Source organism: Devosia sp. UYZn731 (assembly GCF_040546795.1).
Taxonomy (GTDB): Bacteria; Pseudomonadota; Alphaproteobacteria; order Rhizobiales; family Devosiaceae; genus Devosia.
In genome coordinates this window covers 402,952-417,046 of the sequence record NZ_JBEPOL010000005.1, presented here as the reverse complement: position 1 = coordinate 417,046, position 14,095 = coordinate 402,952, and the positions used below count along the sequence as shown (strand labels likewise).

Annotated in this window: 14 protein-coding genes; 8 read left to right on the top strand and 6 right to left on the bottom strand. The window is 62.7% G+C overall.

Going from position 1 to position 14,095, the window contains the following annotated elements; genetic code table 11:
- Nucleotides 1–259: 259 nt before the first annotated feature.
- From ahcY to ABIB57_RS14790, 4 genes are all read left to right on the top strand, one after another.
- Entirely contained in the window at nt 260–1,663 is a 1,404-nt protein-coding gene (ahcY, locus tag ABIB57_RS14805; RefSeq protein ID WP_354041799.1) for an adenosylhomocysteinase, read from the top strand.
- Between the two features lie 319 nt (nt 1,664–1,982).
- Nucleotides 1,983–4,439: a sensor histidine kinase gene (locus tag ABIB57_RS14800; protein ID WP_354041797.1), complete on the top strand. Its 2,457-nt coding sequence runs from the start codon at nt 1,983–1,985 to the stop codon at nt 4,437–4,439.
- A complete protein-coding gene (gene tsaE / locus ABIB57_RS14795; RefSeq protein WP_354041796.1) occupies nt 4,439–4,858 on the top strand; it encodes a tRNA (adenosine(37)-N6)-threonylcarbamoyltransferase complex ATPase subunit type 1 TsaE in 420 nt (139 codons plus the stop codon). The genes ABIB57_RS14800 and tsaE overlap by 1 nt, the downstream gene beginning before the upstream one ends.
- 139 nt (nt 4,859–4,997) lie before the next feature.
- Nucleotides 4,998–5,171, top strand: coding sequence for a hypothetical protein (locus ABIB57_RS14790; protein ID WP_354041795.1), 174 nt, complete (start codon nt 4,998–5,000; stop codon nt 5,169–5,171).
- Here ABIB57_RS14790 and ABIB57_RS14785 read toward each other — a convergent pair.
- From ABIB57_RS14785 to ABIB57_RS14775, 3 genes are all read right to left on the bottom strand, one after another.
- Nucleotides 5,158–5,580, bottom strand: a complete 423-nt coding sequence (locus tag ABIB57_RS14785) for a DUF1810 domain-containing protein (RefSeq protein WP_354041794.1) — start codon at nt 5,578–5,580, stop codon at nt 5,158–5,160. The two genes, ABIB57_RS14790 and ABIB57_RS14785, sit on opposite strands and share 14 nt — an antisense overlap.
- Nucleotides 5,581–5,597: 17 nt before the next feature.
- On the bottom strand, nt 5,598–5,855 hold the full coding sequence (locus tag ABIB57_RS14780; protein WP_354041793.1) for a DUF2171 domain-containing protein: 258 nt from the start codon (nt 5,853–5,855) through the stop codon (nt 5,598–5,600).
- 148 nt (nt 5,856–6,003) lie between these two features.
- On the bottom strand, nt 6,004–7,431 hold the full coding sequence (locus ABIB57_RS14775; protein WP_354041792.1) for an MFS transporter: 1,428 nt from the start codon (nt 7,429–7,431) through the stop codon (nt 6,004–6,006).
- Nucleotides 7,432–7,567: 136 nt separating this feature from the next.
- Here ABIB57_RS14775 and ABIB57_RS14770 point away from each other — a divergent pair, with 136 nt between their 5' ends.
- Together ABIB57_RS14770 and ABIB57_RS14765 are read left to right on the top strand one after the other, a co-directional pair.
- Nucleotides 7,568–8,143 carry a TetR/AcrR family transcriptional regulator gene (locus ABIB57_RS14770; RefSeq protein WP_354041791.1) on the top strand — a complete coding sequence of 192 codons (576 nt, stop codon included), beginning with the start codon at nt 7,568–7,570 and terminating at the stop codon, nt 8,141–8,143.
- 156 nt (nt 8,144–8,299) lie between these two features.
- Entirely contained in the window at nt 8,300–8,770 is a 471-nt protein-coding gene (locus ABIB57_RS14765; protein ID WP_354041790.1) for a molybdopterin-dependent oxidoreductase, read from the top strand.
- A gap of 3 nt (nt 8,771–8,773) precedes the next feature.
- Here the strand turns inward: ABIB57_RS14765 and ABIB57_RS14760 are convergent, their stop codons facing one another.
- Nucleotides 8,774–8,926, bottom strand: a complete 153-nt coding sequence (locus ABIB57_RS14760) for a hypothetical protein (RefSeq protein ID WP_354041789.1) — start codon at nt 8,924–8,926, stop codon at nt 8,774–8,776.
- Nucleotides 8,923–9,099: a hypothetical protein gene (locus ABIB57_RS14755; protein WP_354041788.1), complete on the bottom strand. Its 177-nt coding sequence runs from the start codon at nt 9,097–9,099 to the stop codon at nt 8,923–8,925. The genes ABIB57_RS14760 and ABIB57_RS14755 overlap by 4 nt, the downstream gene beginning before the upstream one ends.
- Nucleotides 9,100–9,204: 105 nt before the next feature.
- Between ABIB57_RS14755 and ABIB57_RS14750 the strand changes: the two genes are divergently transcribed.
- Both ABIB57_RS14750 and ABIB57_RS14745 read left to right on the top strand, forming a co-directional pair.
- A complete protein-coding gene (locus ABIB57_RS14750; RefSeq protein ID WP_354041787.1) occupies nt 9,205–9,966 on the top strand; it encodes an ImmA/IrrE family metallo-endopeptidase in 762 nt (253 codons plus the stop codon).
- Between the two features lies 1 nt (nt 9,967).
- Nucleotides 9,968–11,047 (top strand): hypothetical protein, encoded by a 1,080-nt coding sequence (locus ABIB57_RS14745; RefSeq protein ID WP_354041786.1) that lies wholly within the window; start codon nt 9,968–9,970, stop codon nt 11,045–11,047.
- Between the two features lie 18 nt (nt 11,048–11,065).
- On the opposite strand, the gene polA is transcribed toward ABIB57_RS14745, so the two are convergent.
- The gene (gene polA / locus ABIB57_RS14740; RefSeq protein WP_354041785.1) at nt 11,066–13,975 is read right to left on the bottom strand and encodes a DNA polymerase I; all 2,910 of its coding nucleotides are present in this window, start codon (nt 13,973–13,975) and stop codon (nt 11,066–11,068) included.
- Between the last annotated feature and the right edge of the window lie 120 nt (nt 13,976–14,095).

Sequence of the window (14,095 nt, the reverse complement as noted above, 5' to 3'; positions counted from 1 at the left end):
GCGCTACCGTTGAGGCATTATCCCGCCCACCCACCGTTCTTCCCGCGGACTTGATCCGCGGGCCACTCCCAACCTCGCACGAATGGCGAGAGGCCCGCGGATCAAGTCCGCGGCAAGGGCCGGTGGTTATTCTCGCTCCCGGCGTCCTGGGGCTGCTCTTAATGGGATATAAAGTTATCTTTATATCTCGGGTTGATCACAATCGGTCGCACAGGTATAAGCCCCCTCAATCGTCCCTGATCATGCCCGGAGCATCCTCATGAGCCTCAAGCCGACCGACTATGCGGTCAAAGACGTCGCCCTTGCCGATTTCGGTCGCAAGGAAATCACCATCGCCGAAATCGAAATGCCCGGCCTGATGTCGATCCGCGAAGAATATGCCGCCGCCCAGCCCCTCAAAGGCGCGCGCATTGCCGGCTCGCTGCACATGACCATCCAGACCGCCGTGCTGATCGAAACCCTCGTCGCGCTCGGCGCCGAAGTGCGTTGGGTGTCGTGCAATATCTTCTCGACCCAGGATCACGCTGCCGCGGCCATCGCCGCCGCCGGCATCCCGGTCTTCGCCCATAAGGGCGAGAGCCTTGAGGAATATTGGCAGTTCACCGACCGCATGATGGACTGGGGCAATGGCCTCACCCCCAACATGATCCTCGACGACGGCGGCGACGCCACCATGTACATCCTCAACGGCGCCAAGGCCGAAAAGGACATCTCCATCCTCGACAAGCCGGGCAATGAGGAAGAGGAAATCTTCTTCGCCACCATCAAGAAGCGCCTGGCCCAGAGCCCCGGCTTCTTCACCAAGATCCGCGATGCCATCCGCGGCGTGTCCGAAGAAACCACGACGGGCGTGATGCGCCTCTATCAGCTGCACGCCAAGGGCGAGCTGCCGTTCCCGGCCATCAACGTCAATGACAGCGTCACCAAGTCCAAGTTCGACAATAAATACGGCACCCGCGAATCGCTGGTCGACGCCATCCGTCGCGGCACCGACGTGATGCTGGCCGGCAAGGTCGCCATCGTCTGCGGCTTCGGCGATGTGGGCAAAGGCTCGGCTGAATCGCTGCGCGGCGCCGGCGCCCGCGTGCTGGTGACCGAAGTCGATCCGATCTGCGCGCTGCAGGCCGCCATGGAAGGCTTCGAGGTCGTCACGCTTGAGGACGCCGCCCATCGCGCCGATATCGTGGTCACCGCCACCGGCAACCGCGACGTGCTGATGGTCGATGACATGCGCAATCTCAAGGACATGGCCATCGTCTGCAATATCGGCCATTTCGATAACGAGATCGATGTGCTGGGCCTGCGCAACTTCAAGTGGACCAATATCAAGCCGCAGGTCGACCTGATCGAGCAGCCCAATGGCAACCGCCTGTTGCTGCTGTCCGAAGGGCGCCTGGTGAACCTGGGCAATGCGACCGGCCACCCCAGCTTCGTGATGAGCGCCAGCTTCGCCAACCAGACGCTGGCCCAGATCGAGCTGTGGACCAACGGCGTGAACCTGGAGAAGAAAGTCCATGTTCTGCCCAAGCATCTCGATGAGAAAGTGGCTGAACTGCACTTGGCCAAGCTCGGCGCCAAGCTGACTAAACTGACCAAGACCCAAGCCGACTATATTGGTGTTTCGCAGAACGGGCCGTTTAAGTCCGGCGAATACAGGTACTGATTTATCCCTATTGCTGTTATGCTCAAGGTCAGCCGGTTCGCCCGGCTGGCCTTTTTGTTTGCCGCTGTTCGTTTCTGCTTCGTTCCGCGTCAAGTGGGCATATCAATGATTTGCCCGCTATGCACAGCCATTAAGACTCTTTTAGCCGATTCACGCGACCGGTATGGTGAGGTGATTCGGCGGTCAGGGGCGTAAGGCCGGCGAATGGGGGCGGCAGGATCAACCGATTCGGCGTACGTCGCTCCGCTTTGAGTGCATGCGTTCCGGACTCGGAAAACGGGCCGGCCCTGGCATCGACAACAGTTTAAAGAGGCAGCGCATGGCGCCGGATCGTTTCCGGAGACGTTGGGGATTCGCGGTACTGAGTGCCGCGCCCCTGACCTTACTATCGGCTGTGCCCGCCCTCGCACAGTCCGGCTCCAGCTCTACCATTGGCGGCGCCGCGCCGCTGGCCATCGCCGTCGGTGCCGGAGGTTTCGCACTGGTCGCCATGGCCATCGTGCGCAGCATGCTGGTCGACGGCAAGGCCGCCCGGCAACGGGCCGCCGAGCAGATTGCCAGCCTGCGCGCCATGGTCGATGAATATGAAGTGCTGCTGTCCGGCAGCCGCGAAGTCACCGTGTTCTGGACCGGAACCGACGGCGGTTCCGTCAAGTTTCTCGGGCAGGTGGCCTCGGTGCTGCCGCCCGGCCGACAACCCGAAAGCGTCTTGAATTTCTCCACCTGGCTCATTGGCGAGGATGCCGACAGGCTGGCCCGCCTGCTCGAGGCCCTGCGTGTCGATGGCCATGCCTTTGCCGCCAGCCTCAAGGCGCTCGATGGCCGCGTGGTGCGCGCCAATGGCTGGGTGCTGGGTGGCGGCGCAGCTCTGCGCCTGCGGCCCGCCTTCCTGCAGCCCGAGCCGGCCATGCCCGGGCTTGCCGTCACCTCCGCCACCGGCGACCTGGCCAGCGCCCGCGCCGTACTGGCGATGATGGACCAGCCGGCCTTTGCCCGCGACGCTTCCGGCCGGCTGGTCTTCGCCAATGCCGCCTATCTCAAGCTCGCCAAGGACCTCGGCAAGCCCGGCACCGAGACCGCGCCGCCCGAACTACTGGACGCGCCGCTGCTGAAGAAACACCTCGCCGCCTGTGCCAACGGCCAAAAGGCGACGCTCCCCGTCGCCTGGCCCGAACAAGGCGCCTTCGAGCTGGTCGAGTTTCCGCTCGAAAACGGCCGCGCCGGCTATTTCCGACCCGTCGAAGTGGTGGCCAAGCCGGCCGACGCCACGCTATCCCACATCACCGGCATTATCGGCGCGCTGGCCACCCCGATCGCCATTTTCAACGCCAATCGCGAATTGGTGCAGTTCAACCAGGCCTATGCCAATCTGTGGCATCTCGATCCCAAATTCCTGGTGCTCGGCCTCGACGAGCGCGCCATTTTGGACAAGCTGCGCACCGAAGGCATGCTGCCCGCCGAAGTCGATTACCAGACTTGGCGGGCGCAGCACCTGACGTCCTATAGCCTCAAGGCGCCGCGCGACAACGAGCCCTGGCACCTGCCCGATGGCCGCACCATCAAGGTGATCGCGGCTCCCGCCGGCGCCAAGGGCGGCGTCATCTACGTGTTCGAGGACATTACCGAACGCCTCAAGCTCGAAAGCACCAACAAGGCCTTCACCAATGTGCAGCGCGAAACCATCAATGCGCTCAGCGAGGCCGTGGCGGTGTTCGGCACCAACGGCCGCCTGACCATTTCCAATCCGCGCCTGTCGGGGCTGTGGAAGCTGCCGATGAACGAATTGGGGCAAAGCCCCCATATTGATCAGATCGCCGAGGCCTCGGGCCGGGCCATGCCGGACGATGGCGCCAGCATCTGGCGAGATCTCAAGCGCGGCATCATCGATCTCAATCCGACCCGCTCGGACACGACCGGCCGCATCAACCGCGCCGATGGGCGGCTGCTGGATTATGCCATCACCCGCCTGCCCGACGGGCAGACCATGATGACCTTCCTCGATGTCACCGAAAGCGCCAGCTATTCCAAGGTGCTCAAGGAGCGCAACGATGCGCTGGTGGCGGCCGACCTGCTCAAGGACGCCTTCGTTGAGAACGTGTCCTATGAACTGCGCTCGCCGCTGACCAACATCATCGGTTTTGCCGACCTCCTGGCCTCCAGCGAGGGCGGCGGTCTGACCGAGCGCCAACGTTCCTACACCGATTACATCCGCGCCTCCTCGGTGACACTGGGTGTGCTGATCGACAACATCCTCGACCTCGCCTCGGTCGATGCCGGCATCGCCGAGCTGCGCCCCGAATTGCAGGACGTCACCAGCCTTGTCGACAAGGCTCGCGCTGGCCTGTCCGCGACCTTCCCCGAAATCTCGGGCGAAAAGCCCATCAACCTCACGGTCGAGGTCGACGATCACCTGCCGCCCTTTATCGCCGATGGCACCCGCATCGTGCAGGTCCTCTATAACCTGCTCTCCAACGCGGCGCGCTTCTCCCCGCCCGGTGGCGAGATCAAGCTGACCGTATCGGCGCGCTCCGAGCGCATGCTGTTCGTCATCGAGGACGAGGGCCCGGGCCTGACCGACGAAATGAAGAACGCCATCCTGACCCGCATCGACGCCCCCGCCGGCCGCCAGCGCGGCGCCGGGCTGGGCCTCGCCATCGTCAAGACCTTCGTCAACCTGCATGGCGGCACTATCACCGCCGAGCGCCGCGAACCGCGCGGCAGCCGCATTACCGTCAACCTGCCGCGCGATAGCGCCATGGCCGGCGTCGCCGAATAATGGAGCGCCTGCTCGCCGATCCCGAGGCGACCGACGCGCTGGGCGCCGAACTCGCGGCGAGCCTCAAAAGCGGCGATTTGGTGCTGCTGCTGGGCGATCTGGGGGCCGGCAAGACCGCCCTGGCCCGCGCCACCATCCGCACCCTGGCGGGCGATGCCGAACTCGACGTGCCCTCGCCCACCTTCGCCCTGGTGCAGCCCTATGACACGCCCAAGGGCCCGGTGCTGCATGCCGATCTCTACCGCCTGGGCGATCCGCGCGAAGTCGATGAACTGGGCCTGCTCGACAATCCCGCCGCCATCGTGCTGGTGGAATGGCCCGAGCGTGCCCCCGAACTATTCGACGCCGCCACATGGATCGTGTCGCTGGCCATCCCGCCGAATGGCGAGGGGCGGACCGCGACGCTTGAGCGCCGCTAGGCCCGCCCCCTTTGCCCGTCCCAGCGCGGGGCCACTGGAGGGAATGGACCCATAATGCCGCAGCCTCGACGACAGGGGATAAGGTGCACGGAACCTGTCCGCATTTTGGCAGTTGGTCTTCTTTGCCAAGGAGCCCGCCATGCAAATTCCGCCCGCCGAACCCGACGTGCCCAATCCCGGCACGCCTGATCCAGACCCTCATCCGCTGACCGACCCGCCCGAGCCCGGCACGCCGCCCGCCCCGCCGCCCGATAGCGATCCGCCGCCCGATCCGGGCGAACCGTCGGACCCGAGCCCGCTCAGAGCCGCTTGATCGTCTCGATATCCTCGACACTATCAAAAAATGCTACCAGCGCGCGGCGAAACAGCGGCTCATGCGGCGCCGCGCGGGAGAACAGCGTCATCGAGGAATGAAACTTGAGATCGTCGGGCGTGCCGAAAATTTCGAAAATGCTCGGTCCCGGCTGGCTTGGTACGCCGGCCGTGTGCAACACCGCGCGCGTGCATTGGCGCAGCCGCTCGCCCAACACCGGGTGGTCAAAATAGTCCCGCGCCTCTGCCAAATCGTGCAATGCAAAACGCCGGGCGGTGGCACTGTGGCCAAGCCCGGCGATCTGCGGAAAGATGAACCACATCCAGTGGCTGCGCTTTTCCCCGGCGCGCAATTCGGCCAGGGCCTGGGGATAAACGCCTTCCTGGGCGATGAGGAACTGGTCGAACATCGCCCCGGATGAGCCGGTCAGGCCTGGCCGCCGCCTTCTTCTTCTTCGAACAGCACCGCATTGGCAGCGGTGGCCGACAGGCGAACCTTGTCGCCTTCGATCTCGGCGACCAGCTGGCCTTCGATATAATGGTGGTGGCCCTCGTGGCTGCCTTCGCCGCTATCGGCCTTGGTCAGCTTGATACGGCCGCCTTCGACTTTGTCGACCGTGCCGATATGCACGCCATCGGCGCCGATGACTTCCATATGTTCCTTGATGCCGTCGAGATTGCTCATGCTAACGCTCCTGCTGAGTTGGATAGGGAAACGTCGTTGCGGGCGGATGGATGCATGGGCTCGCAGCGATGTCGCACTATCTTTGACGCTGATGCCGGACGGGTCCGGCATGCCAATGTGGGGCTTTGCCGTGTCGGGGGCAAGACGCTCAAGCCTGGGCGGGCACCAGTTGCTCCCGCGGGTCCATCGCCACCGTTGTACGGCGCGTGCCTGGCACGAGGAATGCGACCGCGATGGCAACTGTCGCCAGCGCTGCCATGGCGAAGAAGCCGGCGACAAAGCCGATCTCGGCCGGCTGGCCATTGGCCTGCAGATTGCCGGTGACCAAGGCGCTCATCAGCGCCGCCCCGATCGCGCCCCCAATGGTGCGCAAGTTGGAGTTCATGCCGCTGGCGACCCCGGTCTGCCCCGCGGGCGCGGTCTGCACGATCAGGCTGGCCATGGCGGCGATGCCAAAACCCAGGCCAAGCCCGAACACCGCGCCGGCCACGGACACCTCCCACTGGCTGGCATGGAACAGCGCCAAAGCCGCACTGGATAGCGCCACGAAGGCCGCGCCCAGCGCCAACTGATACTTGAAGCCGACCACAGGCACGATCGGGCCACTGGCAAAGCCGGCTACTGCCATCGCCACGAGCATCGGCAGTACCAGCAGACCCGATTGGGTGACGCTGGCGCCAAAGCCGAACCCGGCTGACGCCGGCAACTGCGCCAGTTGCGGCAGGAAGGCCCAGACGCCGAACATCGAGGCGCCGAACAGCAGCGCGGTCAGGTTATTGGTCCAGATGCCGGGCAGGCGCATCAGCTTCATGTCGATCAGCGGATTGGCCGAGCGGATTTCCACCGCGATCCAGGCCGCAAACAACACGGCGGCGGCGATGAACAGGCCAATGACGTTGGTGGACGCCCAGCCCCAGCGGGTGCCGAAGCTCAGCGGCAGCAGCAGGCTCACCAGCCAGCCGGCGAGCAGCACTGCGGCCAGCCAGTTGATCTTGCCGCCGGTGCGTAGCGGGGATTCGGGGATGACAAAGCGTGTCGCCGTGGCGCTGGCGACGAACAGGACCATCGGTATCCAGAATAGCCCGCGCCAGCCGAAGGCGCTTTCGATGGGTCCGGCGAGGACTGTGCCGAGACCCGAGCCGATGCCCATGATGGCCGAGAGCGCGCCGATGATCGATGGCATGCGGGCGCTGGGGAATTCATCGCGGGCAATGCCATAGGTCAGCGGGAACACGGCGGCGCCGAACCCCTGGATGACGCGGCCCACAATGACCAATTCGATATTGGGCGCGAAGGTGGCGACAAGACTGCCAAGCGCTGCGGCGCCCAGCGCGATAACCATGGTGCGGCGCTTGCCGATCATGTCGCCGACCTTGCCCAGGATGGGCGTAGAGACGGCCGCGGTGAGCAGCCAGGCGGTCAATGTCCAGGTGACCACGGCCGGCGTGGTGCCGAGGTCATTCTGGATAATCGGCAGCACCGGCACCAGCAACGACTGCAGCATGGCAAAGATGGCGACATTGATCGCCAGAATAGGAAAGATAGCGGCGGCGGGGCCGCGCGTGGTGGAAGTCATGACAAACGTCCTTGTAACTTGACTATCCGGAGGCAGGCTCCGATATAGAACAGGCAAGACCTCAATACGGAGGATGCCTCCGGTTACATGTAGCGGAGGCACCCTCCGTTTGCAAGGTCATTTCGGGAGATCAGCTATGTCCGCAGCGGTGGACACCATAACTATTGCCGTTCAGCGCCCGCATCGGGCGGATGCCCGGCGCAATTTCGATGCGCTGCTGACCGCGGCGCGCACCGCCTTTGCCGAAAACGGCACCGAGGCCTCGCTCGAGGATATCGCCCGCCGCGCCGGGGTGGGCATCGGCACGCTCTACCGCAATTTCCCCACCCGCGCGGCGCTGATCGAGGCCGTCTATATCGATGGTGTCGAGGACCTGGTCCGCGCGGCCACCGAGGTAGCAAGTCTGCCGCCCTGGGAGGCGCTGCAGCACTGGCTCTGGCGTTTCGTCGAATACGCCGCCACCAAGAAGGTGCTGATCGAGGCGCTGAACCGTGAATCCGCCATGATCAAATCCTGCCGCGACGCGTTCTACAATGCCGGCGAGCCGATCCTGAAGCGCGCCCAGGCCGCGGGCGACGTGCGGCCCGATACCGATATCGACGACGTCATGCGCTTGATCGCCGGCGTCGCCGGGGTGACCTTCCCCAATGCCGAACAGCGCCGGCGCGTACTGGCCATGGCCATCGATGGGCTGCGCCTGAGCAAGGCGTAAGCCGCGCCACTCGTCAAACTCAATCGACCCCCAACCGCCCCTGCTCCTCCCCCTACCAGGGGGAGGCCGGGTGGGGGTACCTCACCCTCCCCCACACCCGCTATGGCCGTCCCTCCCTACACCCGATATAGTCGTCCGAACATATCGGAGTGAACCATGTTCCGTCTGACCCTGTCGCTGGCCTTCGCCGTACTGCTCTCGACCACAGCCTTCGCAGCGCCCGCGCAATTGACCGGGGCGGTCACCACCCCGCTGACGCTCGATGAAGTCACGCTCAAGGCGCTGCCCGCCACTACGCTCGATGTCAGCTTCCAAACCTCAAAGGGCCCCGAAACCGGCCACTATACCGGCGCGCTGCTCTGGGACCTGGTGAACAAGGCCGTGCTGGTCAACGACGAGGGCAAGAACGCCGCGCTCAAGCACACGCTGCTGATCACCGGCAGCGACGGCTACGCCGTCTCGGTCGCTTTGGGCGAACTCGACCCCAACTTCGCCAACACACAGGTCTTGCTGGCCTACGACGGCGCCGACGGCAAGGCCGCCTTCGATCACCTGCGCCTGGTCGTGCCCGGCGACGTGCATGGCGGGCGCAGCGTGAAGGATGTGGTGGGGATTGAGGTGAAGTAGGGGCTACTCCGCAGCATACACGCCTGCCACGGCATAGAGCGCCGGCTCGAACTTTTCAGCCAGCGCGGCGGCCTGCTTCATGTACTTGCCGGCCTCCGGGTTCTTCTGCATCGCCTCGAAATCGGCCTGAGAGCACCACTGCGCATAATTGGTCACCCTGGTGCCATCCAGCGAGCTGTGAATATTGGCCGAAACAAACCCCGGCAATGCCGCATTACGTCCGCGGTGGCAGCATCGAGCAGTTCGATCAGCTCGGCTTGGCGCGCGGGTATGACTGTAAACACGTTGATGAGGGTGATGTAGGCGGCATCGGTGGTGATTTGGGTCATGGGGTTCTCCGGGGTTATGGGAAGAACCGGGCGGGGGTGGGGAGGTTCCTTGCGTAACGGGCTGCAGAAGTTTGAGGCTTATGGGGCACGTCGCCGTTGCGCGGCGTGTTGCTCGATCTCAGGATGAGCCTAGGCCCGCGCGAGAATGAAACCGTGGGTCGTTTGATGGCCAGCGGAAATTACATCGGGCGCTGGCCTCTGCGCAATCACGCCTGCCCTCACTCAATGTACTCCAAAGGAAACTATCTCAAAATCTATGTTGTTCATGGTATGTTCACTTGTGGTAAATTAGAAATAGGATTCGGTTGCGTCGGCGGAAGCTCAGGAGTGCAGATGGAAGATTTTATCCCCCCCGAGCCCACATGGGCGCCAAAGGAGCGAGTGCACGCTTTCGCTGAAGCTATTGCAAAGCAGGTTTCTCTCGAGGTCGGGGATCCCATCGTGCCGTTAGTAGCTCGACTTGGTGGGCACATCGAATATCGAGACACGCCTTCGAATAAGTATCCTGAATCTATTATCGTCCGAGAGCCGAATGAGTTCACCATATTTCTGCCTACGATGACATCGGTAGAACGCGATCGTTTCACTATTGCTCACGAATTGGGTCACCTCTTCCTGCATTTTCCGGTTGTAAGGAAAAAAAATCCACACTGCATGATGATGGCCACTCGGTGGGTAGATGAAACAAATGATTCGCTAAAGCGGACGGAATGGGAAGCAAACTGGTTCGCAGCGGGCCTCCTAATGAATGCTGTGAAGTTTCGTGAGGCGTTCTCATCATATGATGGAGATATTCCGAAGATCGCCGCCTTATTTGCAGTAAGCGAATCGGCGGCGGACGTTCGGAAACAAGCGTTGGGACTTTAGAATGGCCGAGGCGTGCCCAGAGTATCGGCTGCGGTTGTTTATGTCCGTCGATTTGACAGGTTCAACAGCTTACAAGGCACGCAGAGAGGATAGAGATCCGGATTCGCTGTCACCCAACCCCGCTTGGGTGGAGCGAATGAGGCGTTTCTACAGGGGCTTTCCCGCACGGCTTGCCACCGAGTTCCAGAAACTATGGAAGGGAAAGGGCGAACCTTACCCCATGGACTGTCCTGCGGTATGGAAGACGGTAGGCGACGAGATCATATTTGCCACCAGACTTAAGGACATGACGCATATGGAGGTGTGCGTTCAGGCGTTCATCGCTGCGCTTAAGTCTTATGGAAGCGTACTTGAGACGGAAAAGGAGCAACTTGACGTCAAAGGTTACGCATGGACCGCTAGTTTCCCATACCCAAATGTAACTCTTGGCGAGGCATTTGGTGAGGAGGAAGCGTTTGAACTCCCGGACGAGGAAACTGAGAATCTAGCAGACATAAAGCCGAGTGATTTTGATTTCCTAGGAAAGCATATCGACTGCGGATTCAGAATATCAAAATTCGCGTCAACTAGCGCGCTGATCGTATCCATTGAGGTTTTCTATCTGCTTGTACAAGGCGCAAAGCTAGGAGCTTTTGGCGACCTTCACTTCCAATATGAGGGAAGACAGCACTTGAAGGGCGTTATAGGGGACGCTCCATATCCCATTTTTTCTTTGGACACTGAACGGAATGCCGACAAGAAGTCGCTCCGGTCCAGAGAGGAGAGGCTGCTGCCGGAACGCAAGAAATTCGATAACAACGAGGCGTGGGACTTTGTGGTCGAGTTTATGGCGATGACCGAGATGGAAGTTCCTGTACTGCCAAAGATGGGCGAAATAGCCAACCCACCCCCCGCCTATGCCGAATATGTCGCAAGTTGGGACGCCAACCGCCAGGAAATCCTCGAGCGGGACAAAACAGCAGCCGATGCAGAACTGGGTGATGAAACGCAAACTTCCGGTGAACTTGCATTGGACATGGATCAGCTACTCGCTGACTTGGCCGACCGTTTGGCGTCGATTGTGGTACCGAAGAAAAAGTAGCCAATATTTGCCCACTATTTAGTGCGCTTCATCCCAATTATGCGCCGCATGTGCATCAACCCTGATCGGCACTGACAGCCGCACCGCCGGTTCCGCCGCTCCTTCCATCACCTTCGTGATCGCCGGCATCGCCGTCTCTTCGCTCCCCAGCGGCACTTCGAAGATCAGTTCGTCGTGCACTTGCAGCAGCATGTCGGCTTCGACGCCGGCCGTCTTCAACGCCGGCTCCATGCGGATCATGGCGCGGCGGATGATATCGGCCGCCGTGCCCTGGATGGGGGCGTTGATGCTGGCGCGTTCGACGAAGCTGCGCTCGGACGGGTTGGCCGAATTGGCGTTGGGGAACTGGATCTTGCGGCCAAAGAGCGTCGTGACGTGGCCGTCGATTTTCACCCTTCGGCGCTGCTCGTCCATATAGTCCTTGATGCCGGGAAAACGCTCGAAATAGGTCTTGATGTAATCGCCCGCTTCGCCGCGCGGAATGCCGAGCTGGTTGGCGAGGCCGAAGGCGGAAATGCCATAAATAATGCCGAAATTGATCGCCTTGGCGCGGCGGCGCACGTCGCTGGGCATGCCCTGGACCGGGACGCCGAACATTTCCGAGGCCGTCATGGCGTGAATGTCGAGGCCTTCCTCGAAGGCGTCCTTGAGCGCCTGGATATCGGCGATATTGGCGAGGACGCGTAGCTCGATCTGGGAATAATCGGCACTGATCAATATCTTGCCCGGGGCGGCGACGAAGGCGGAGCGGATCTTGCGGCCGTCCTCGGTGCGCACCGGGATGTTCTGCAGGTTGGGCTCGTTGGACGATAGCCGTCCGGTCAGCACCGAGGCCTGGCTGTAGGAGGTGTGCACGCGGCCGGTGCGCGGGTTGATATGGGCGGGCAGGGCGTCCGTATAGGTGCCCTTGAGCTTGGTAAGCTGGCGCCAGTCGACGATGGTGCGCGCCAGCGGAATGCCCTTGAGCGCCAGGTCTTCCAGCACATCGGCGCCGGTGGCCCAGGCGCCGGTCTTGGTCTTGGAGCCGCCGGGGAGCTGCATCTTGTCGAACAGGATTTCGCCGAGCTGCTTGGGCGAGCCGAGATTGAAACTCTGGCCGGCCAGCTCATAGGCCTCGGCCTCGAAGGCGGCGGCGCGCTGGGAGAAATCGCCCGACAGGCGCGACAGGATGGCTCGATCGACCGAAATGCCGCGTGACTCCATGCGCGACAGCACCGGGGCCAAAGGCCGTTCCAGTGTTTCGTAGAGCGTCGTGGCATTCTCGGCGGCGAGGCGGGGTTTCAGCACATGCCAAAGCCGCAGCGTGAGATCGGCGTCCTCGGCGGCGTAACGGGCGGCAGCGGGGATTTCGAGCTGGTCGAAGGTCTTCTGCGCCTTGCCGGTGCCTGCGAGGTCCGAAAACGAAATGCCGGTATGCCCCAGCCAGTTATCGGCCAGCACGTTGAGGCCGTTATACTGCACCCCGTCGAGCGCGTAGGACAGCAGCATGGTGTCGTCGATCGGCGCCATGGTGATGCCGTAGCGCGCGAAGATCGAGGTGTCGTATTTGGTGTTCTGCCCAATCTTGAGGATGGACTTGTCCTCGAGCAACGGCTTGAGCGTGTCGAGCACCGCGCGGATCGGCAACTGGCCCTCGACCAGCCCGCCTTCGTCCAAAAGGCTGGCGGCGCCGCGCGAATGGCCCACCGGAATATAGCAGCCATTGCCCGGCTCGGTGGAAAGGCAGATGCCCACCAGGTCCGCCGATTGCGGATCGAGCCCGGTGGTCTCGGTATCGATGGCGACATGACCCTTGTCGAGGATGCGTGCCACCCAGGCGGCGAGCTGCTCGGGCGTGGTGACGGTCTCGTAGGCATCGTAATTGATCGGGATGGCCTTGATGCGCGCATGCTCTTCCTGGGCATGCAAAGTGGGGCCGGTGCCGGGCACCTGCGGGGCGGCAAGCTTGGCGCGGGCGACCGAGAGGTCCGCCGATTTGCGCGGATCGCGGCCGGTGGCGGCGATGGCCGGATCGGCCTCCCACGCGTCGGGATCGGCATCGAGCAGCCCGGCGAGGCGCTTGGTGCTGGTGGCGAATTCCATCGCCTTGAGGAACGGGAACAGCGCGCCGGGCGCCATCGGCACGCGGATCAGCGCATCGAGCGAGAGTTCCACCGGAACCTCCTGCGACAGCGTCACCAGGCGCTTGGAAATGCGGGCGCTCTCGGCGTTCTCGCGCAGCTTCTCGCGGCGGGCGTTCTGCTTGATGTCGTCGACATGGTCGAGCAGGTTTTCCACGCTCCCATACTGGTTGATCAGCTCGGCCGCCGTCTTGACGCCGATGCCGGGCACGCCAGGCACGTTATCGACGCTGTCGCCGCACAGCGCCTGCACGTCGATGACCTTGTCGGGGGTGACGCCGAACTTGGCGAACACCTCGTCCATGCCGATCCAGCGCAAAGGCGGTTGGCCGGGGCGGGGGATGGTATCGAGCAGGCGGATCGAGCCATCGGGCTCGACAAGCTGCATCAGGTCCTTGTCGGAGGACACGATGGTGACCTTGTAGCCCTCGCGGCGGGCATTGCACGCATAGGTGGCGATGATGTCGTCGGCCTCCCAGCCCTCCATCTCGATCGACGGGATGGAGAACGCGCGGGTGGCGGCGCGGGTCAGCGGGAATTGCGGCACCAGTTCCTCAGGCGCCGGCGGCCGCTGGGCCTTGTACTGCGGATAGATATCGTCGCGAAACGTCTTGCCGGAATGATCGAAGATCACCGCCATGTGGGTGGGTGCGTCGTCGCCCTTCATGTCCTCGGTCAGCTTGAACAGCATGTTGCAAAAGCCCTGCACGCAGCCGACGGGCAGGCCATCGGATTTGCGATTGAGCTGGGGCAGGGCATGAAAAGCGCGAAAGATATAACCCGAGCCGTCGACGAGCAGCAGATGCATGAGAACCGATTCCTGAGACTGGACGCGCCCCGACTTTACGGGAAGCGGGCGCGGCTTCAAAGGGTGGCGAAGTTTTTAGCCGGTTGTGCCGTTTTTACGGGAACCGTTTGAACGCATTGC

Bases quoted from the DNA above. Each gene is read 5' to 3' on its own strand.
- ahcY (WP_354041799.1), top strand. From the start codon at position 260: ATGAGCCTCAAGCCGACCGACTATGCGGTCAAAGACGTCGCCCTTGCC.
- ABIB57_RS14800 (WP_354041797.1), top strand. From the start codon at position 1,983: ATGGCGCCGGATCGTTTCCGGAGACGTTGGGGATTCGCGGTACTGAGT.
- tsaE (WP_354041796.1), top strand. From the start codon at position 4,439: ATGGAGCGCCTGCTCGCCGATCCCGAGGCGACCGACGCGCTGGGCGCC.
- ABIB57_RS14790 (WP_354041795.1), top strand. From the start codon at position 4,998: ATGCAAATTCCGCCCGCCGAACCCGACGTGCCCAATCCCGGCACGCCT.
- ABIB57_RS14785 (WP_354041794.1), bottom strand. From the start codon at position 5,580: ATGTTCGACCAGTTCCTCATCGCCCAGGAAGGCGTTTATCCCCAGGCC.
- ABIB57_RS14780 (WP_354041793.1), bottom strand. From the start codon at position 5,855: ATGAGCAATCTCGACGGCATCAAGGAACATATGGAAGTCATCGGCGCC.
- ABIB57_RS14775 (WP_354041792.1), bottom strand. From the start codon at position 7,431: ATGACTTCCACCACGCGCGGCCCCGCCGCCGCTATCTTTCCTATTCTG.
- ABIB57_RS14770 (WP_354041791.1), top strand. From the start codon at position 7,568: ATGTCCGCAGCGGTGGACACCATAACTATTGCCGTTCAGCGCCCGCAT.
- ABIB57_RS14765 (WP_354041790.1), top strand. From the start codon at position 8,300: ATGTTCCGTCTGACCCTGTCGCTGGCCTTCGCCGTACTGCTCTCGACC.
- ABIB57_RS14755 (WP_354041788.1), bottom strand. From the start codon at position 9,099: ATGACCCAAATCACCACCGATGCCGCCTACATCACCCTCATCAACGTG.
- ABIB57_RS14745 (WP_354041786.1), top strand. From the start codon at position 9,968: ATGGCCGAGGCGTGCCCAGAGTATCGGCTGCGGTTGTTTATGTCCGTC.
- polA (WP_354041785.1), bottom strand. From the start codon at position 13,975: ATGCATCTGCTGCTCGTCGACGGCTCGGGTTATATCTTTCGCGCTTTT.